The following is a 20,561-nucleotide window of genomic DNA, read 5'->3' on the forward strand; positions in this document are numbered from 1 at the left end:
CTTACTCCTTGTCCTTGAGGACGTCCGGCAGGTACGCCCGATGGAACCCGTTGAACGACTCGCTGTGGCTCGCCTTGTGCAGCGGCCATGCACGGCTGCCGAGGCTGGCCGCACCATCGATTTTCAAGGTGCTGCCACTGATGAACGCCGCCGCCGGACTGAGCAGGAAAACGATCGCCGCACTGACCTCGGATTCGGTACCAATGCGCTTGAGCGGTACGTGTTCGCGCAGGGTCGGGATCACCGCTTTGAACGCGCCTTCATACGTGTCCATGCCGCTGGACGCGATCCACCCCGGCGCCACCGCATTGACCCGCACCCCGGCGTAACCCCACTCGAACGCGGCGGTCTTGGTGAAGTTGTCCATCCCTGAACGTGCTGCGCCGGAATGGCCCATGCCGGGCATGCCGCCCCACATGTCGGCGAGCATGTTGACGATGCTGCCGCCGTGTTTGCTCATCGACTGGTTGAACACTTCCCGGGCCATCAGGAAGCCGCCGACCAGATTGGTGCGCAGCACGGTTTCGAAGCCTTTCTGATTGATCGCGGCCAGTGGCGACGGGTATTGGCCGCCGGCATTGTTGACCAGACCGTGGATCGCCCCGTGCTCGGCGATCAACTCAGCGACCAGTTGTTTTACCGCGTCTTCGTCACGGATGTCGCAAGCCTGCCAGTGCGCGCGGCCGCCGTCTTCGGTGATTTCGGCGGCGACTTTCTGCAGTTTTTCCGGCTTGCGCCCGACCAGCAGCACTCTGGCTCCGAGCGCTGCCAGTTCATGGGCGGTGCAACGGCCGATGCCACTGCCGCCACCGGTGACGATGAGGGTCTGGCCGCTGAACAGATCGGCTTTGAAAATCGATGCGTAAGCCATGAAGCCCAACCTCTAGTCGAGTTGTTCGGCGATGCTCTGCGGCACCGGGATCTGGATTTCCAGCAACTGCTGGGCGAAGGCCTTGCCCTGGGGATCGATGCGCAGACTCGCCACGCCACCGCCACCGAGGGCGTTTTCCAGCAGGAAGTTCAGGCTGTGGGTGCCGGGCAGGTACCAGCGTTCGACCCGGCCGTGAATCGGGTCGAGCACGTGGCGCATCCAGTCGACGATGACCGCTGGCGTCAGCGCTTCGGCGATCCACGGCAGGTATTCCGGTCGACGCGGCAGGACGCCGATGTTGCTGTGGTTGCCCTTGTCACCGGAGCGCGCCACCGCCAGTTTTACCAACGGCACGCTGGCGTCGGCGCGGCCCTGGGGTTTGGGTGGCTGTTCGGGGGTTGGCAGAGCGTGGCTGTCGAGTGGTGTTTGCGCGGGCAGGGCGCAGGGATATTGCTCACCGGCCATGTCGATTTGCAGGGTGCAGGCGTTTTTGTCGATCAGGAACGAGAACAGCCGGATCAGCGGATAGACCGTCGGCCGTCCGCCGACGATGCCGGTCAGTCCGGGCGCCATGCCGGTCGCGGCCTGGGCGATTTCCCGGGAGAACAGGATCAGCGCCGGTTTCAGTGGATGGCGCACCGCGAGTTTGATCACCACCTCGCGGCTGTCACGGCGCTGACCGTGAGGGCCGTAAGTGGCTTCACTGCCGAGCAGTTCGATATCGACTTCGCTGTAGGGCGGCCAGCCGCGCTGGCTGAACATTTCCGAGGTTTTGTCGATGATCGCCTGGCTCACGCGCCGGGCCTTGGACACCGCATCGATGCCGGCGATCAGGCAACTGGCGGTGCAGCGAAAGCCGTCCGGGTAAGTGGCGCTGACCTTGTATTTATCGCTGGGTGGCAAGCCTTTGGCACCGTGCACATGCACGGCGTTTTTGCCCTGTTGCTGCAGTTTCACCTGAGTGAAATCGCAGACTACGTCTGGCAACAGATACGCCTGCGGATCACCGATTTCATAGAGCATCTGCTCGCCAACCGTCAGTGGCGTCACCAACCCGCCGGAGCCCTCGGGTTTGCTGACGATGAACTGGCCGTCGGCGCTGACTTCAACGATGGGAAAACCGATGTGTTCGTAGTCCGGCACGTCGCGCCAGTCGGTGAAATTGCCCCCGGTACATTGTGCGCCGCACTCGATGATGTGCCCGGCCAACGCCGCCTGAGCGAGTTTGTCGTAGTCGTGCCACGCCCAGCCGAACTCATGCACCAGCGCCGCGCTGACCACCGCGCTGTCGACCACGCGCCCGGTGATGACGATGTCGGCGCCCAGGCGCAGAGCCTCGACGATGCCCGGCGCGCCGAGGTAGGCGTTGGTCGATACGCACATCGGCGGCAGCGGTGCGCCGTTGAACATTTCGTGGATGCCTTGAGTGGCGAGTTGCTTGAATTGCGGTTGCAGGTCGTCGCCGAGCAGCACGGCGATTTTCAGACTGACCCCGGCCTTGTCGCAGGCGGCCTGCAGGGCGGCGGCACAGGCTTTCGGATTGATCCCGCCAGCGTTGCTGATCACGCGAATCTTCTGTTCGACCAGTTGCGGCAGCAGCGGCGCGAGCACCTCGACAAAATCCCCGGCGAACCCGGCCTGTGGGTCCTTCATGCGGGCGCCGGCCATGATCGACATCGTGATCTCGGCCAGGTAATCGAACACCAGATAATCCAGGCGCCCGCCTGCCACGAGCTGGGCGGCGGCGGTGCTGGTGTCACCCCAGAATGCGCTGGCGCATCCGATGCGAACGGTCGTGGGCATGGTGATCTCCGACTCAGGAACCTGCGACAGAAGTGTCTGGAGGCTACCAAGCAAGCGCTTGGTTTGTAAACAGCTGAAATATCTTCTGCCCAAGCGCTTGCTTGGTTGCCGCCTGCGGCTTAAATTGCGCGCAACCCTGCGTGTTCAGGGGGCAACAGACTGATCGACTGTAGGAGAGAACGGGTGGACGAGCAAAAAGCCCTGAGGGTCATGCGCGAACTGGTCGACCAAGGCCAACTGACCGACCCTGACAGCGCTCGCGGCAAACTGCTGCAAGTGGCCGCCCACCTGTTCCGCAACAAAGGCTATGAACGCACCACCGTGCGCGATCTGGCCGGGGCGGTGGGGATTCAGTCCGGGAGCATTTTTCATCACTTCAAAAGCAAGGATGAAATCCTTCGTGCGGTGATGGAAGAGACCATCGTCTACAACACCGCGTTGATGCGCGCCGCGCTGGCCGAAGCCGCCAGTGTGCGGGAGCGGGTGCTGGCGCTGATTCGTTGCGAGTTGCAGTCGATCATGGGCGGCAGCGGCGAAGCGATGGCGGTGCTGGTCTACGAGTGGCGTTCGTTGTCCGAGGAGGGGCAGGCCCGGGTGCTGGCCCTGCGTGACGTCTATGAAGAGATCTGGTTGCAAGTGCTGGGCGAAGCCAAGGACGCCGGGTTTATCCGTGGCGATGTTTTCATTACCCGTCGTTTCCTCACCGGCGCACTGTCCTGGACCACCACCTGGTTCCGTGCCGGCGGCAGCCTGAGCCTTGATCAGTTGGCCGATGAAGCGCTGATTCTGGTGCTCGAAGAGCGCCAGTCCACTTTCTAACAGGCCGGGAAACTGGCTAACTGGGCGAAACCGCCTAGCTTGAATGCATTGATTGCCATTTTTTCGGGGAGTGGGGTGTTTTGAAGTCTTCGCCAATTCGGACGACCGCAGGGCTTTTGCTCGTAGCGCTGGCGGTATTTTGGGTGCTACCCGCACAGGCAGCGCAACTGGTTCGGGTGGGCGCGGCGCATTTTCCGCCTTACACCGTGCGTCCGGAAAGTGGTGCCGACACTGGCCTGCTGCCGCAACTGGTCGAGGCGCTCAATGCACTGCAGGCGGACTATCAGTTCGTACTGGTACCGACTTCGATTCCTCGGCGTTTCGGTGATTTCAAGCAGGGCCGGATCGACATGGCGATCTTCGAGAACCCCGACTGGGGCTGGAAGGAGATTCCTCATACCGACGTCGATATGGGCCTGGAAGATGCCGAGATTTTCGTCGCGCAACGTGAAGACGGTCGCCAGCAGAACTATTTCGCCGACCTCAAGGGCAAACGCCTGGCGCTGTACAGCGGTTATCACTATGAGTTCGCCAACTTCAACGCCGATCCCAAATACCTCGCCGATACCTTCAACGCGACGCTGACCTATTCCCACGACAGCAACCTGCTGATGGTGCTGCGCGGGCGCGCCGACATCGCTCTGGTCACGCGCTCGTACCTGTTCGATTATCTGCTGCGCAACGAAAAAGTGCGTGACGAATTGCTGGTGTCGCAACGCATCGATCAGGTCTACCACCATTACGCCATTCTGCGTCCGACGGCACCGATCACTGGCGAGGCGTTCGGCAAGTTGCTGCAGGGTTTGCGCAACAATGGCCAGATGCTGAAGATCTTCGATCCTTACAAGATTGCCGTGGTGCCGGTGGCTCATCCCTGACCGATTTTCATCCAGGCGGCTAAATTTCTCCTCTCGGCTCACGTCCCATCGTTGAACTGTCGACGATTATCGTGAGCCCGACCCATGTCCAATCTGAATGACCTGGCTGCCCTGGCCCTGCCTTCGGGCAGCCAACTGGTAGCCGATGCCACTGAAAGCCGTCTGAGCCTGAGCCTGGACGGGCAACCGCTGATTCGCCTGCGCCTGGATCGTCTGGGCAAAGGCCCGATCCAGCTCGACGAGCGTTATGCACTGCCTGTGGGGCAGGCGCTGTGGGCGGCCTGTTACTGGTTGTTCGCACGCGATCCGGACTGTCAGCAACTGCTCTGGCAACTCGATCAACCACCCACTGAAGCGTTGCTCAGCGGTTTGCTGGTCAGCACCGAAGTGGCTGGCGAATACCGCTGCGAACGCACCCTGTTCTGGCAGTTGCCGCAACCCTGGCTGGGCACGTCGCTGACCGGCAGCTACCCGCAACAAATGGTGATCAGTCACGGCAAGCGCCATCCGCTGCGCCCGGCGAAGCCGCGTGGCGAGGTCTATCGGCGTTTCGATGCGCGTCTCGGTGCGTGGATTTCCCTGCGTACGGTGGAGATCGAGCAGGATCTGGCGCGTTTCAATCGCTGGCAGAACAGCCCGCGAGTCGCCAGTTTCTGGCAGGAGGAGGGCAGTCTCGAGCAGCATCGCGAGTACCTGAGCAAGCTCGATGCCGATCCGCACACCTTGACGCTGATCGGCTGTTTCGACGATCAACCGTTTGCCTATTTCGAGGCCTACTGGGCCAAGGAAGACCGTATCGCGCCGTTCTACGACGCCGACAATTACGACCGTGGCATTCACATGCTGGTGGGAGAGGAAAACCACCGTGGCCCGCACAAGGTCGCGAGCTGGCTGTCGGCGATGGTGCACTACCTGTTTCTGGATGATCCGCGGACCCAGCGTGTGGTCGCTGAACCGCGTGCCGATAACGCGAAGATGATCGGCCACATGCACAACCAGTGCTTCCACTGCGAGAAGGAGTTCGACTTTCCGCACAAGCGCGCGGCGTTGATGATTCTGGGGCGTGAGCGGTTTTTTGATCGGTGCAAGCTGGCGTAAAAGCAAAAGATCGCAGCCTTCGGCAGCTCCTACATGAAAGGTATTCCTCTGTAGGAACTGCTGAAGGCTGCGATCTTTTTTCTGCGATGAACCGGACTTAGCGCCGACCCATCGAGGCCGCATCCCCACGGCTGCCCGACACCTTGCGGCAGTGCACCAGTGCATCGCGAATCATGAAGTTGACCAGGGTCGGCGAGACGCCGAGTTCCTTGGCGATGTCCTTTTGCGGCACGCCGTGCAGGCGGTACATCTCGAAGGCGTACCGGGTGCGGCTGGGCAGTTCGGTCAGCGCGTCGGCAATGTGCTCCAGCGTCGAGAAATTGATGTGCGAGGTTTCCGGCGAAGCGCCCTGAATGACCACATTCAACCCTTCCTCTTCGGGGCCCGAGTATTTCTGTTCCAGCGCCTGTTTGCGGTAGTGATCGATGGCGAGGTTGCGCACGATCTGGAACAGGTAACTCAATTGCGCCTTGATCGACGAGGTGATCGGCGGCGCCGATTGCAAGCGGAAGAACGCATCCTGCACCACGTCTTCGGCGCGCGAACGGCAACCGGTAATGCGCGCTGCGATCTTGACCAGAATCAGTCGATTGTCGACGAAGGCCTGAAGTAGCGGTGAATCGCACCTGCTTGTGGATACTTGTTCCGTCATGGAAATCACCTTGCTGCCAATAGGTTAGTGGGACGCCGGGGGACGAGGCCGTCCTACACATCGAGCGACAAATTATGTTGAATGATAATGATTGTCAATTGAGAAAGAGAACTAATGCTCCGTAAAGGTGCGAATCGAGAACTGCGACACACCGCCACACCCCGGCCCCCGTTGGCGATCCTGCCCGCTGACTAATTATTTGCAGACGTCATCCGTTCTCATTGGTGAATGGCTTCGGGCGCACAGCCCCGGCCAGACAGCATTCCCAAGCCTTGCGCGGTCGGCACAGACCACGCCCTGCACGCCCTCGACCGGCGTGACGCAGCACCTCGATTCCACTAGCAAGCCGAATTCAGGCAGGAAACCTCATGACCGACGCGTTCGAACTCCCCAGCACTCTGGTCCAAGCCCTCCAGCGCCGTGCGGCACACACGCCGGAGCGCCTGGCCCTGCGCTTTCTCGCCGAAACCGAGGAGCAGGGCGTGGTGCTCAGTTACCGCGAACTGGATCAACGCGCGCGCACCATTGCTGCCGCATTGCAGGCCCAGGCTGAGTTCGGTGATCGCGCGGTGCTGCTGTTCCCCAGCGGCGCGGATTACGTCGCGGCGTTTTTTGGTTGCCTGTACGCCGGGGTGATCGCGGTGCCGGCCTATCCGCCGGAGTCCGCCCGTCGTCATCATCAGGAACGCCTGCTGTCGATCATTGCCGACGCCGAACCGCGTTTGCTGCTGACCAGCGCCGGCCTGCGCGATGCCTTGCAACACATCGAAGGCGCGCCGCCGTTGCTGTGCGTCGATACGCTCGACAACACGCTGGCCGAGTCCTGGATTGAGCCGACCCTGCCGCAGGACCACATCGCCTTTCTGCAATACACCTCCGGTTCTACCGCGCTGCCCAAAGGCGTGCAGGTCAGCCACGGCAATCTGGTGGCCAACGAGCTGCTGATTCGCCACGGTTTCGGCATCGACGTAAACCCCGACGACGTGATCGTCAGCTGGCTGCCGCTGTACCACGACATGGGCCTGATCGGCGGATTACTGCAGCCGATTTTCAGCGGCGTGCCGTGCATCCTGATGTCGCCGGCGTACTTCCTCGGTCGCCCGTTGCGCTGGCTTGAAGCGATCAGCCAATACGGCGGCACCATCAGCGGCGGGCCGGATTTCGCCTATCGTTTGTGCAGCGAGCGGGTCAGCGAATCGGCGCTGGAACGACTCGACCTGAGCCGCTGGCGCGTGGCCTATTCCGGTTCCGAACCGATCCGTCTCGACACCCTCGAGCGCTTCGCCGAGAAGTTCACCGCGTGCGGCTTCAGCGAAGACAGCTTCATGGCGTCCTACGGTTTGGCCGAAGCGACCCTGTTCGTTGCCGGCACACCGCGTGGCACCGGTATTCCTGCATTACGCGTGGACGATCAAGCGCTGGCGCAAAATCGTGCCGAGCCGGGCGACGGCAGTGCGATCATGAGTTGTGGCATCAGCCAGCCCGATCACGCGGTGCTGATTGCCGACCCGGTCACGCTCAAAGAACGAGCTGACAACTTCGTCGGTGAAGTCTGGGCCGCCGGGCCGAGCATCGCTCACGGCTACTGGCGCAACCCCGAGGCCAGCGCCAGGACCTTCGTCCAGCACGCCGGTCGCACCTGGCTGCGCACTGGCGATCTGGGCTTCATCCGCGACGGTGAACTGTTCATCACCGGGCGCCTGAAAGACATGCTGATCGTGCGTGGTCACAACCTCTATCCGCAGGACATCGAGCAAACTGTCGAGCGTGAAGTGGAAGTGGTGCGTAAAGGTCGCGTCGCGGCATTCGCGGTCAATCAGGACGGTGAAGAAGGCATTGGCATCGCGGCGGAAATCAGCCGCAGCGTGCAGAAAATCCTGCCGCCTGAGGCACTGATCAAAGCCATTCGCCAAGCGGTGGCCGAGGCCTGTCAGGAAGCGCCGAGCGTGGTGGTGCTGCTCAATCCGGGCGCGCTGCCGAAGACGTCCAGCGGCAAGCTGCAACGCTCGGCGTGCCGCACGCGTCTGGCCGATGGCAGCCTCGACAGCTACGCGACGTTCCCACCGGCCACCGCTGAAACCCGCGAGTCGACCGCGTCCACCTCCGAGCTGGAAGCCTTGATCGGCAAGCTCTGGGCCGAGCAACTCAATCTCAAACAGGTCAACGCCGACGACCACTTTTTCCTGCTCGGCGGCAACTCGATTGCAGCAACTCAAGTGATCGCCAAGGTGCGCGAAGAACTGGGCCTGGAGCTGAACCTGCGTCTGCTGTTCGAGGCGCCGACCCTGTCCGCGTTCGCCGCTGCCGTGGCGCAACAGCAACAGGACGGCGGCAGCGCCCAAGGCGAAATCACCCCGTTGTCGCGCAGCGAAGCACTGCCGCAATCGTTGGCGCAAAACCGTCTGTGGATCACCTGGCAACTCGACCCGCACAGCAGCGCCTACAACATTCCCGGTGCCCTGCGTCTGCGTGGCGAGCTGGACGAGGACGCGGTGCGCGCCAGCTTCCAGCAACTGATCGAACGCCACGAATCGCTGCGCACGCGCTTTTTCGAACGTGACGGTGTGGCGCTGCAACAGGTCGAGGCGGCGCCTGAATTCAATCTGCAACTGATTGACCTCAGCGACTTGCCAGTGCACGAGCGTGAAGCCCGCGCGCAACAGATCCGCGAAGACGAAGCACGCACACAATTCGATTTGGAAAAAGGCCCGCTGCTGTGGGTGACGCTGGTGCGCCTCGACGACGAAGATCACCAGTTACTGGTGACGTTGCACCACATCATCGCCGACGGCTGGTCGCTGAACGTGCTGATCGATGAATTCTCGCGCCTGTACGCTGCGGCATCCCAAGGCCAGCGCGCCGAACTTGCGCCGCTGCCCACTCAATACGCCGACTACGGCAGTTGGCAGCGCCAATGGCTGGCGCAAGGTGAGGGCGAGCGGCAACTGGCGTACTGGAAAGCCCGGCTGGGCGACGACCATCCGGTGTTGGAGCTGGCCACCGATCACCCGCGCTCGGCCAGACAATTGCACAGCGCCGCGCGCCACAGCGTGCGCCTCGGTGTCAGCCTCAGCGACGCGATCAAGCAGACCGCGCAGGCGCATCAATCGACGCCATTCATGCTGTTGCTCTCGGCGTTCCAGAGCCTGTTGCACCGCTACAGCGGTCAACGCGATATCCGCATCGGCATCCCCAATGCCAACCGTCCGCGCCTGGAAACCCAGGGCCTGATCGGCTTCTTCATCAACACCCAGGTACTGCGGGCCGAGGTTGATTCGCGGCAGTCGTTTGTCGAGTTGCTGGCGCAGACCCGCGAGGCTGCGCTGGGGGCTCAGGCCCATCAGGATCTGCCGTTCGAACAACTGCTCGAAGCGTTCCCGCAGGCTCGCGAGCAGGGACTGTTCCAGGTCATGTTCAACCACCAGCAGCGCGACCTGAGTGCGCTCAAACGCCTGCCGGGCCTGCTCGCCGAAGAGTTGCCGTGGCACAGCCGCGAGGCCAAGTTCGACCTGCAACTGCACAGCGAAGAAGATCGCAACGGACGCCTGACCTTGTCCTTCGACTACGCCGATGAACTGTTTGACGCGGCGACCATCGAGCGTCTGGCCGAACACTTCAGCAATCTGCTGCGCGCTGTCTGCGAACAACCGCAACAGGCGATCGGCGACCTGCAACTGCTGACTCCGTGTGAGCACGAACAGCAACAGGCATGGAGCGTCGCCCCGTGCACCCCGGCGCAGCAATGGCTGCCGGAACTGCTCAACGAACAGGCGCGGCAGACGCCGGAACGCACCGCGCTGGTGTGGGACGGCGGCAGCCTCGACTTCGCCGAATTGCACGCCCAGGCCAACCGCCTCGCGCACTATCTGCGCGATAAAGGTGTGGGCCCGGATGTGTGCGTGGCAATCGCTGCCGAGCGTTCGCCGCAACTGCTGATCGGCCTGCTGGCGATCATCAAGGCTGGTGGCGCTTACGTGCCGCTGGATCCGGATTACCCGGCCGAACGTCTGGCCTACATGCTCAGCGACAGCGGCGTCGAACTGCTGCTGACCCAGACTGCTTTGCTCGAGCGTCTACCTGCCAGTGACGGCGTCAGCGTCATCGCCATGGACGCGCTGCACCTGGAAAACTGGCCGAGCCAGGCGCCCGGTCTGCACCTGCACGGCGACAACCTCGCCTATGTGATTTACACCTCCGGTTCCACCGGGCAACCGAAAGGCGTCGGCAACACTCACGCGGCGCTGGCCGAACGTCTGCAATGGATGCAGAACAGCTATCGCCTGAACGACAGCGACGTGCTGATGCAAAAGGCGCCGATCAGTTTCGACGTGTCGGTGTGGGAGTGCTTCTGGCCGCTGATCACTGGCGCGCGTTTGCTGATTGCCGCGCCGGGCGAGCATCGCGATCCGCATCGCATCGCGCAACTGGTGCAGGAATACGGTGTGACCACGCTGCACTTCGTACCGTCGCTGCTTTCGCTGTTCATCGACGAGCCGCTGAGCGCCGAATGCACCAGCCTGCGTCGGGTGTTCTCCGGCGGTGAAGCGTTGCCGGCGGAACTGCGCAACCGCGTACTGGCACAACTGCCGGCGGTGCAACTGCACAACCGTTACGGCCCGACCGAAACCGCGATCAACGTCACTCACTGGCACTGCACCACGGCCGATGGCGAGCGCTCGCCGATTGGCCGGCCGCTGGGCAACGTGATCTGCCGCGTGCTCGACGCCGAGCTCAATCCTGTGCCGGCCGGTGTACCGGGTGAACTGTGCATCAGTGGCATCGGTCTGGCCCGGGGTTACCTTGGTCGTCCGGCGCTGACGGCCGAGCGCTTTGTGGTCGACCCGTTGGGCGAGCAGGGTGCACGCCTGTACCGCACCGGTGACCGTGCACGCTGGACCTCGGACGGCGTGATCGAATACCTCGGGCGTCTCGATCAGCAGGTCAAACTGCGTGGTTTCCGCGTTGAACCGGAAGAAATCGAAGCGCGCCTGCTGGCGCAAAACGGCGTCGCCCAGGCCGTGGTGCTGGTGCGCGAAACCGCGGCCGGCGCGCAATTGATCGGCTACTTCACCGCTGTCGATGCCGGCGAAGATCAGCACGTGCAGATCGCCCGCCTGAAAACTGCACTGGCCGCCGAGCTGCCGGAATACATGGTCCCGACGCAACTGATGCGTCTGGACGCAATGCCCCTGAGCCCGAGCGGCAAACTTGACCGTCGCGCCTTGCCTGAGCCGCAGTGGCAAGTGCGTGAACACGTCGAACCGGTCACCGAGCTGGAACAACAGATCGCCGCGATCTGGCGTGAAGTGCTGGGTCTGCCACGGATCGGTCTGCGCGACGATTTCTTCGCCCTTGGCGGGCACTCGTTGCTGGCCACACAAATCATCTCGCGCAGCCGTCAGGCCTGTGACGTCGAGTTGCCGCTGCGCGCCTTGTTCGAACACAGCGAACTCGGCGACTTCGCCGAACAGATCCGCCTGATCCAGGCCAGCGGTCAGACCAACCAACAGCCGCCGATTGCCAAAGTCGATCGCCGCCAGGCGGTGCCGCTGTCCTATTCGCAGCAACGCATGTGGTTCCTCTGGCAGATGGAGCCGGACAGCCCGGCGTACAACGTCGGCGGCATGGCCCGCCTGCGCGGCGTGTTGCATGTCGAGCATTTCGAGTCGGCCTTGCAGGCGTTGATCCTGCGCCACGAAACCCTGCGCACCACGTTCCCGAGCGTCGATGGCGTTGCCCGTCAACAGGTGCATGCCGAGACTGGCGTGCGCATGGGCTGGAAGGATTTCTCGAAACTGCCGGCTGACCAGCGCGAACAGAAAGTCCAGCAACTGGCCGACGAAGAAGCGCATTTGCCGTTCGACCTGGAAAGCGGCCCGCTGCTGCGCGCCTGCCTGGTCAAGACCGCCGAGCACGAGCATTACTTCGTGCTGACCCTGCACCACATCGTCACCGAAGGCTGGGCAATGGACATTTTTGCCCGCGAGCTCAGCGCGCTGTACGAAGCCTTCGTCGATGAACGCGACTCGCCGCTGGAAGCGTTGCCGGTGCAGTACCTCGATTACAGCGTCTGGCAGCGGCAGTGGCTGGAGTCCGGTGAACGTCAGCGCCAACTCGACTACTGGACCGCGCAACTCGGTCGCGAACATCCGCTGCTGGAACTGCCCGGCGACCGTCCGCGTCCGCCGGTGCAAAGCCATCAGGGTGAACTGTTCCGTTTTGATCTCAGCGATGATCTCGCCGCCCGCGTCCGAGCGTTCAATGCGCAAAACGGTCTGACCCTGTTCATGACCATGACCGCCGCGCTCGCCACCTTGCTCTACCGCTACAGCGGCCAGACCGACCTGCGCATCGGCGCGCCGGTGGCCAACCGGATCCGCCCGGAAAGCGAAGGGCTGATCGGCGCATTCCTCAACACTCAGGTGCTGCGTTGCCAGCTCGATGGGCAGATGTCGGTGGGTGAGTTGTTCGAGCAAGTGCGCCACACCGTGATCGAAGGCCAGTCGCATCAGGACCTGCCGTTCGATCATCTGGTCGAAGCGCTGCAACCGCCACGCAGTGCGGCGTACAACCCGCTGTTCCAGGTAATGTGCAACGTGCAGCGCTGGGAATTCCAGCAGAGCCGGATGCTCGCCGGGATGACTGTCGAGTACCTGGCCAACGATGCACGGGCGACCAAGTTCGACCTCAATCTTGAAGTCACCGACCTCGACCATCGCCTCGGTTGCTGCCTGACCTACAGCACCGACCTGTTCGACGAACCGACCATCGCGCGCATGGCCCGGCATTGGCGCAATCTGCTGGAAGCGCTGATCGCCGATCCGCAACAGCGTCTGAGCCAGTTGCCGCTGCTCGACCCGGCGGAGCAGCAACACCTGCTCGACAGCCTCGGTGTCGAACCGGGCGAACGGCGTCTCGATCAATGCATCCATCATCTGTTCGCCGAGCAGGCGCTGGCGCGCAAAGACGCGCCGGCGCTGACGTTCGCCGGGCAGACGTTGAGCTACGCCGAACTCGATGCCCGCGCCAATCGTCTGGCCTGGGCCCTGCGCGAGCGTGGGGTCGGTCCTCAGGTGCGGGTCGGTCTGGCGCTGGAGCGCTCGCTGGAAATGGTCGTCGGCCTGCTGGCGATTCTCAAGGCCGGTGGCGCTTATGTGCCGCTGGACCCGGAATACCCGCTCGACCGTCTGCATTACATGATCGAAGACAGCCGCATCGGTCTGCTGCTCAGTGACCGCGCGATGTTCAACGCCCTCGGCGATTTGCCGTCGAGCGTGGCGCGCTGGTGCCTGGAAGATGACAGCGCGGCGCTGGTGGATTACCCGGTCAGCGAGTTGCCTTTTATCAGCCTGCCGCAGCATCAGGCCTATCTGATTTACACCTCGGGCTCGACCGGCAAGCCGAAAGGCGTGGTGGTGTCCCACGGTGAAATCGCTATGCATTGCCAGGCCGTGATCGAACGTTTCGGCATGCGTCCGGACGACTGCGAACTGCACTTCTATTCGATCAACTTCGACGCTGCCACCGAGCGTCTGCTGGTGCCGTTGCTCAGCGGCGCGCAGGTGGTTTTGCGAGCGCAAGGGCAGTGGGACGCGGAGGAAATCTGCGACTTGATCCACACTCATCGGATCAATGTGCTCGGCTTCACCCCGAGCTACGGCAGCCAGCTGGCGCAGTTCCTCGCCACGCAGAATGAAACCCTGCCGGTGCGGATGATCATCACCGGTGGCGAAGCGCTGACTGGCGAGCACCTGCAACGGATTCGCGCCGCGTTCAAACCGAGCCTGTTCTTCAACGCCTATGGCCCGACTGAAACCGTGGTCATGCCGCTGGCCAGTCTGGCGCCGGAAGTGCTGGAAGAGGGCGCCGGCAGCGTGCCGATCGGCAGCGTGATCGGTGACCGTGTGGCGTACATTCTCGACGCCGATCTGGCACTGGTGCCGCAAGGCGCGACCGGTGAGTTGTTCGTCGGCGGCGCCGGTCTGGCCCAGGGTTATCACGACCGTCCAGGCATCAGCGCCGAGCGTTTCGTGGCTGACCCGTTTGCCGCCGATGGCGGGCGCATGTACCGCACCGGCGATCTGGTGCGCCAGCGTGCCGATGGGCTGGTGGAATATCTGGGGCGGATCGACCATCAGGTGAAAATCCGTGGTTTCCGCATCGAGTTGGGCGAGATCGAAACCCGTCTGCTCGATCACCACTCGATCCGCGAAGCGGTGGTGCTGGCGCTGGATGCGCCGAGCGGCAAGCAACTGGTTGGTTATCTGGTCAGCGACGTCGCCGAGCAAGGCGAAGCGCAACAGGCCGAACTGCGTGAAGCACTGAAGTCACACCTCAAGGCGCAACTGCCGGATTACATGGTGCCGACGCACCTGATCCTGCTGGCGAGCATGCCGCTGACCGCCAACGGCAAACTCGACCGCCGCGCCTTGCCGGCACCGGATCCCGAGCTGAATCGTCAGCACTACGTCGCCCCGAGCAGCGAGTTGGAGCAGACCCTGGCACAGATCTGGTGCGAGGTGCTCAACGTCAAACAGGTCGGTCTCAACGACAACTTCTTTGAACTCGGTGGCGACTCGATTCTGTCGATTCAAGTGGTCAGCCGGGCGCGGCAGCAGGGCATTCATTTCAGTCCACGGGATCTGTTCCAGCATCAGACGGTGCAAACCCTGGCCGCTGTCGCCAGCCGTAGCGAGCAAGTCACCGCCGAGCAGGGGCTGGTGGTCGGCGAGTCGGCCATGACGCCGATTCAGCACTGGTTCTTCGACACTGATATTCCTGAGCGTCAGCACTGGAACCAGGCGCTGCTGCTGGAGCCAAGCGTGGCGCTGGAACCGCATCGTCTGGAACAGGCGCTGCTGGCGGTGATCGAGCAGCACGACGCCCTGCGTCTGCGTTTCACCCAGGTCAACGATCAGTGGCAGGCCACGCATCAACCGGTGTCCGACGCCGAGGTGTTGTGGCAGGTGCGGGTGGCGGCGATGGACAAGTGCGCAGCGCTGTTTGCCGATGCCCAGCGCAGTCTCGATCTGCAAACCGGCCCGCTGCTGCGTGCCTTGCTGGTGGACGGGCCCGAAGGTCAGCAACGCCTGTTCATTGCGATCCATCACCTGGTGGTCGACGGTGTGTCGTGGCGCGTGCTGCTTGACGATCTGCAAACCGTGTATCGCCAGCTCGACGCCGAACAGTCGGTACAACTGCCGGCGAAAACCAGTGCCTTCAAGGATTGGGCAGCACGTTTGCAGGCCTATGCCGGCAGCGAATCGTTGCGTGAAGAACTGAACTGGTGGCAAACCCAACTGGCCGGGCCGAACGCCGAGCTGCCGTGCGAAAACCCGCAGGGCGGACAGCAGAATCGTCACGCGCAAACCGTCAGCGTACGCCTGGATGCCGAGCGTACCGGACAATTGTTGCAGCAGACGCCGCGTGCCTACCGCACGCAAGTCAACGATCTGCTGCTGACCGCGCTGGCCCGCGTGCTGTGCCGCTGGAGCGGGCAGCCGTCGGCATTGATTCAACTGGAAGGCCACGGCCGCGAAACCCTGTTTGACGAGATCGACCTGACCCGCACCGTCGGTTGGTTCACCAGCGCCTATCCAGTGCGCCTGACTCCGCACAACATCGAAGAAGCGGCCGGGCAGGGCGCTTCGATCAAGGCGATCAAGGAGCAACTGCGCGCGGTGCCGCACAAAGGCCTCGGTTATGGCGTGCTGCGTTATCTGGCCGATGACCTCAGCCAGCGCAGCATGGCGGCGTTGCCGAATGCTCCGGTGACCTTCAACTACCTCGGCCAGTTCGACCAGAGTTTCGCCAGCGATGCACTGTTCCGTCCGCTGGATGAGCCGGTCGGTGCAGCCCACGATCCGCAGGCGCCGCTGCCCAACGAGCTGAGCATCGACAGTCAGGTGTATGGCGGTGAACTGTTGCTGCGCTGGACCTTCAGCGCCGAACGTTATGACGCGCAGACCATCAATGACCTGGCCGACGCTTACCTCGGCGAGCTGCAAAGCCTGATCGAACATTGCCTGCAGGACGACGCCGGCGGCCTGACGCCGTCGGACTTCCCGCTGGCGAAACTGACCCAGGCGCAACTCGATGCCCTGCCGGTGCCAGCCGCGCAGATCGAAGACGTCTATCCGCTGACGCCGATGCAGGAAGGCATGTTGCTGCACACCTTGCTCGAACCGGGCACCGGTCTGTACTACATGCAGGATCGCTACCGCATCAACAGCGAGCTCGATCCCGAGCGTTTCGCCCAGGCCTGGCAAGCGGTGGTCGCCCGTCATGAAGCGCTGCGTGCATCGTTCTGCTGGAACGTCGGCGAAGACATGCTGCAAGTGATCCACACGCCGGGGCGCACGCCGATCGAGTACCTGGACTGGAGCGCCGTTGCCGAAGAAGAGCAAGAACCGAAGCTGCAGGCGCTGCTCAAAAGCGAGCGCGAGGCCGGGTTCGATCTGCTCAATCAGGCACCGTTCCACCTGCGCCTGATCAAGGTCGGCGCGGCGCGTTACTGGTTCATGATGAGCAACCACCACATCCTCATCGATGCCTGGTGTCGTTCGCTGCTGATGAACGATTTCTTCGAGATCTACACCGCCCTCGGTGAAGGTCGCGAAGCACAGTTGTCGCTGCCGCCGCGTTACCGCGACTACATCGGCTGGCTGCAACGCCAGAGCCTGGCCGAGGCACGCCAGTGGTGGCAGCAGAACCTGCGAGGGTTCGAGCGCACCACGCCGATCCCGAGCGACCGGCCGTTCCTGCGTGAACATGCGGGTGAAAGCGGCGGCATGATCGTTGGTGACCGCTATACCCGATTGAACGTTGAAGATGGCGCCCGTCTGCGCGAGCTGGCCCAGGCTCATCAACTGACCATCAACACCTTCGCCCAGGCGGCATGGGCCTTGGTGCTGCGACGCCTGAGCGGTGATCGCGACGTGCTGTTCGGCGTGACCGTGGCCGGGCGCCCGGTGGAGTTGCCGGAGATGCAACGCACCGTCGGCCTGTTCATCAACAGCATTGCGTTGCGGGTGCAGATCCCGGCGGACGACCAACGCGCCAGCGTGCGGCAGTGGTTGAGCGGACTGCTCGACAGCAACATGCAACTGCGCGAGTACGAATACTTGCCGCTGGTGAGCATTCAGGAACAGAGCGAACTGCCGAAAGGCCAGCCGCTGTTCGACAGTCTGTTTGTGTTCGAGAACGCGCCGGTGGAAGTCTCGGTGCTGGACCGTGCGCAGAGCCTCAACGCGACATCGGACTCCGGTCGTACCCACACCAACTTCCCGCTGACGGCGGTGTGCTACCCGGGCGATGACCTCGGTCTGCATCTGTCGTATGACCAGCGTTACTTCGACGAATCGACCATCGAGCGCATGCTCGGCGAGTTCAAGCGCCTGCTGCTGGCGCTGGTCGATGGTTTCCACGGCGACATGGCCGACCTGCCGCTGCTGGGCTTTGATGAGCAGGAATTCCTGCTGCACGGCTGCAACCAGAGCGCCCACGATTATCCGCTGGAGCAGAGCTACGTGGCGCTGTTCGAAGCGCAGGTCGCGGCGCATCCGCAGCGCATCGCCGCTACGTGCCTTGATCAGCAACTGAGCTATGCGGCGCTCAACCACAACGCCAACCGTCTCGGTCATGCGCTGGTAGCGGCCGGGGTGCAGATGGATCAACCGGTGGCGCTGCTGGGCGAGCGCAATCTGGATCTGCTGGGGATGATCATCGGCAGCTTCAAGGCCGGTGCCGGTTACCTGCCGCTGGATCCGGGCCTGCCGAGCCAGCGTCTGCAGCGGATCATCGAGCTGAGCCGCACGCCGGTGTTGGTGTGCAGCGAAGCCTGCCGCGAACAGGCGCAGACCTTGCTCGATGAATTCAGCTGCGCCAATCGACCACGGCTGTTGGTCTGGGAAGACGTGCAGGCGCTGGCGACATCACTGCACAACCCGGGGATCTACTGTGGCCCGGACAACCTGGCCTACGTGATCTACACCTCGGGTTCGACCGGGTTGCCGAAAGGCGTGATGGTCGAGCAGCGCGGCATGCTCAACAATCAGTTGAGCAAGGTGCCGTACCTGCAACTGACGGACGCCGACGTGATCGCGCAGACCGCTTCGCAAAGCTTCGACATTTCGGTCTGGCAGTTCCTCGCCGCGCCGCTGTTCGGTGCGCGGGTGGACATTGTGCCGAACACTATCGCTCACGATCCGCAGGGTCTGCTGGTGCATGTGCAGGCGCAGGGCATCACCGTGCTGGAGAGCGTGCCGTCGTTGATTCAGGGCATGCTCGCCTCGGAACGCCTGAGCCTCGATGGTCTGCGCTGGATGCTGCCGACCGGTGAAGCAATGCCGCCGGAACTGGCGCACCAATGGCTGCTGCGTTATCCGGACATCGGTCTGGTCAACGCTTACGGCCCGGCGGAATGCTCCGATGACGTGGCGTTCTTCCGCGTCGACCTGGCCTCGACTCGCGGCAGCTATTTGCCGATCGGTACGCCGACCGACAACAACTTGCTGTACCTGGTCGATGGCGCGCTGGAACTGGTGCCGCTGGGCGCGGTGGGTGAGTTGTGCGTGGCCGGGACCGGCGTCGGTCGCGGTTACGTCAGCGATCCGTTGCGCACCGCGCCGGTGTTTGTGCCGAACCCGTTCGGCGCGCCGGGCGAGCGTCTGTATCGCACCGGAGACCTCGCGCGGCGACGCAGTGACGGGGTGCTGGAGTACGTCGGCCGGGTTGACCATCAGGTGAAGATTCGCGGTTACCGCATCGAACTGGGTGAAATCGAAGCGCGTCTGCACGAACAACCGGAAGTCCGCGATGCGGCGGTCGGCGTGCAGGAGGGGGCGAACGGCAAGCACCTGGTGGGTTATTTGGTGGCGGCTGATAGCACGTTGAATTCGAGCGAACGTCTGGAGCGGATCAAGCAGCGCCTGCGCAGCGAATTGCCGGAGTACATGGTGCCGCTGCACTGGTTGTGGCTCGATCAGCTGCCGCACAACGCCAACGGCAAACTCGACCGCAAGACCTTGCCGGCGCTGGAGATCGGCCAGTTGCAAAGCCAGGATTACCTGGCCCCGCGCAACGAGCTGGAGCAGACCCTGGCCGATATCTGGGGCGAAGTGCTCAAGGTCGACAAGGTCGGCGTGCGCGACAACTTCTTCGAGCTGGGCGGTCACTCGCTACTGGCCACGCAGATCGCCTCGCGGGTGCAGAAAACCCTGCAACGCGATGTGCCGCTGCGAGCGATGTTCGAGTGCAGCACGGTGCAGGCGCTGGCCGAGTACATCGAAGGCCTGGCGGCGAGTGACATGACCGAGGACAAGGTGGATCGCTTGAATGATCTGATGGCGGAGCTGGAAGGCTTGTAAATCTTCAGCGCCTGTTCCGGCCCCATCGCTGGCAAGCCAGCTCCCACACGTTTCATGGTGAGCACATAATTTGTGTACACATTCGATCACTGTGGGAGCTGGCTTGCCAGCGATGGCGTCAGTGCATTCAACACCGATAAACCGGCATATTCACGTACATATCCAGGGTTGACGATCAACAACCGGCAGCTCAGTCTGCCGGTTCTCTTTTTCATCGCGGGGGTGGTCGATGCCTTTCTTCACGGTTGACGGACAAGCGCTGCACTACATTGATCAAGGCACCGGCCCGGCCGTGTTGCTGGCGGGCAGTTATCTGTGGGACACGGCCATGTGGGCGCCGCAGATCGCTGCACTGTCACCGCACTACCGGGTGATTGCGCTGGATTTGTGGGGCCATGGTGAGTCCGGGCGTTTACCTTCAGGCACCACCTCGCTGGATGACATCGCGCGGCAGGTCGAGGCCTTGCTCGATCACCTGCAGATCGAACGGGTCACGCTGGCGGGGCTGTCGGTCGGCGGCATGTGGGGCGTGCGTCTGGCGTTGTCGGCACCGCAGCGGATCAACGGTCTGGTGCTACTCGACACCTACGTCGGCGTCGAGCCTGAGCCAACCCGTCAGTACTATTTCTCGCTGTTCAAGCAGATCGAGGAAAGCGGCGAGATTGCGCCTCAGTTGCTCGACATCGTGGTACCGATCTTCTTCCGCCCGGACATCGATCCGCAGTCGGCGCTGTATCAGGACTTCCGCGCGAAACTGGCGGCGTACACCGCGGATCGCCTGCGCGAAAGCATCGTGCCCATGGGGCGTATCACCTTCAGTCGGGATGACCTGCTGCCGCGTCTGGGCGAATTGAATGCCGCAACCACGCTGGTGCTGTGCGGCGATCAGGACAAACCGCGACCGCCGTCCGAAGCACAGGAAATGGCCGAATTGATCGGCTGCCCGTGGGTGCTGGTGCCGGAGGCGGGGCATATTTCCAGTCTGGAGAACCCGCAGTTTGTCACTGAGGTGTTGTTCGCCTTCCTGGCTGAGCGCCATTGAAAAAGATCGCAGCCTGCGGCAGCTCCTACAG

General features: G+C 62.9%; 8 protein-coding genes. 5 read left to right on the top strand and 3 right to left on the bottom strand.

Annotated elements, in window-relative coordinates:
- Position 1 precedes the first annotated feature (1 nt).
- Together OC71_RS13225 and OC71_RS13230 are read right to left on the bottom strand one after the other, a co-directional pair.
- A complete protein-coding gene (locus OC71_RS13225; protein WP_041069679.1) occupies positions 2-871 on the bottom strand; it encodes an SDR family oxidoreductase in 870 nt (289 codons plus the stop codon).
- Between the two features lie 12 nt (positions 872-883).
- On the bottom strand, positions 884-2,674 hold the full coding sequence (locus OC71_RS13230) for an acyclic terpene utilization AtuA family protein (RefSeq protein ID WP_041069682.1): 1,791 nt from the start codon (positions 2,672-2,674) through the stop codon (positions 884-886).
- A 183-nt stretch (positions 2,675-2,857) separates the two neighbouring features.
- Here OC71_RS13230 and OC71_RS13235 point away from each other — a divergent pair, with 183 nt between their 5' ends.
- From OC71_RS13235 to OC71_RS13245, 3 genes are all read left to right on the top strand, one after another.
- The gene (locus tag OC71_RS13235; RefSeq protein ID WP_041069685.1) at positions 2,858-3,493 is read left to right on the top strand and encodes a TetR/AcrR family transcriptional regulator; all 636 of its coding nucleotides are present in this window, start codon (positions 2,858-2,860) and stop codon (positions 3,491-3,493) included.
- 80 nt (positions 3,494-3,573) lie between these two features.
- Positions 3,574-4,371: an ABC transporter substrate-binding protein gene (locus tag OC71_RS13240; protein WP_041069688.1), complete on the top strand. Its 798-nt coding sequence runs from the start codon at positions 3,574-3,576 to the stop codon at positions 4,369-4,371.
- Positions 4,372-4,455: 84 nt separating this feature from the next.
- On the top strand, positions 4,456-5,469 hold the full coding sequence (locus tag OC71_RS13245) for a GNAT family N-acetyltransferase (RefSeq protein ID WP_041069691.1): 1,014 nt from the start codon (positions 4,456-4,458) through the stop codon (positions 5,467-5,469).
- A gap of 97 nt (positions 5,470-5,566) precedes the next feature.
- On the opposite strand, the gene OC71_RS13250 is transcribed toward OC71_RS13245, so the two are convergent.
- Entirely contained in the window at positions 5,567-6,121 is a 555-nt protein-coding gene (locus OC71_RS13250; protein ID WP_027613402.1) for an RNA polymerase factor sigma-70, read from the bottom strand.
- Between the two features lie 368 nt (positions 6,122-6,489).
- Here OC71_RS13250 and OC71_RS13255 point away from each other — a divergent pair, with 368 nt between their 5' ends.
- Positions 6,490-19,488, top strand: coding sequence for a non-ribosomal peptide synthetase (locus tag OC71_RS13255; RefSeq protein ID WP_041069694.1), 12,999 nt, complete (start codon positions 6,490-6,492; stop codon positions 19,486-19,488).
- 229 nt (positions 19,489-19,717) lie between these two features.
- Positions 19,718-20,530 (top strand): alpha/beta fold hydrolase, encoded by an 813-nt coding sequence (locus tag OC71_RS13260; RefSeq protein WP_041069697.1) that lies wholly within the window; start codon positions 19,718-19,720, stop codon positions 20,528-20,530.
- Positions 20,531-20,561: the final 31 nt, after the last annotated feature.

The sequence above is a fragment of the Pseudomonas sp. W15Feb9B genome (assembly GCF_000828175.1).
GTDB classification, from domain to species: Bacteria; Pseudomonadota; Gammaproteobacteria; order Pseudomonadales; family Pseudomonadaceae; genus Aquipseudomonas; species Aquipseudomonas parakoreensis.

Coding starts and splice junctions, on each gene's coding strand:
- OC71_RS13245 (WP_041069691.1), top strand. CDS start 4,456: ATGTCCAATCTGAATGACCTGGCTGCCCTGGCCCTGCCTTCGGGCAGC.
- OC71_RS13255 (WP_041069694.1), top strand. CDS start 6,490: ATGACCGACGCGTTCGAACTCCCCAGCACTCTGGTCCAAGCCCTCCAG.
- OC71_RS13250 (WP_027613402.1), bottom strand. CDS start 6,121: ATGACGGAACAAGTATCCACAAGCAGGTGCGATTCACCGCTACTTCAG.
- OC71_RS13260 (WP_041069697.1), top strand. CDS start 19,718: ATGCCTTTCTTCACGGTTGACGGACAAGCGCTGCACTACATTGATCAA.
- OC71_RS13225 (WP_041069679.1), bottom strand. CDS start 871: ATGGCTTACGCATCGATTTTCAAAGCCGATCTGTTCAGCGGCCAGACC.
- OC71_RS13230 (WP_041069682.1), bottom strand. CDS start 2,674: ATGCCCACGACCGTTCGCATCGGATGCGCCAGCGCATTCTGGGGTGAC.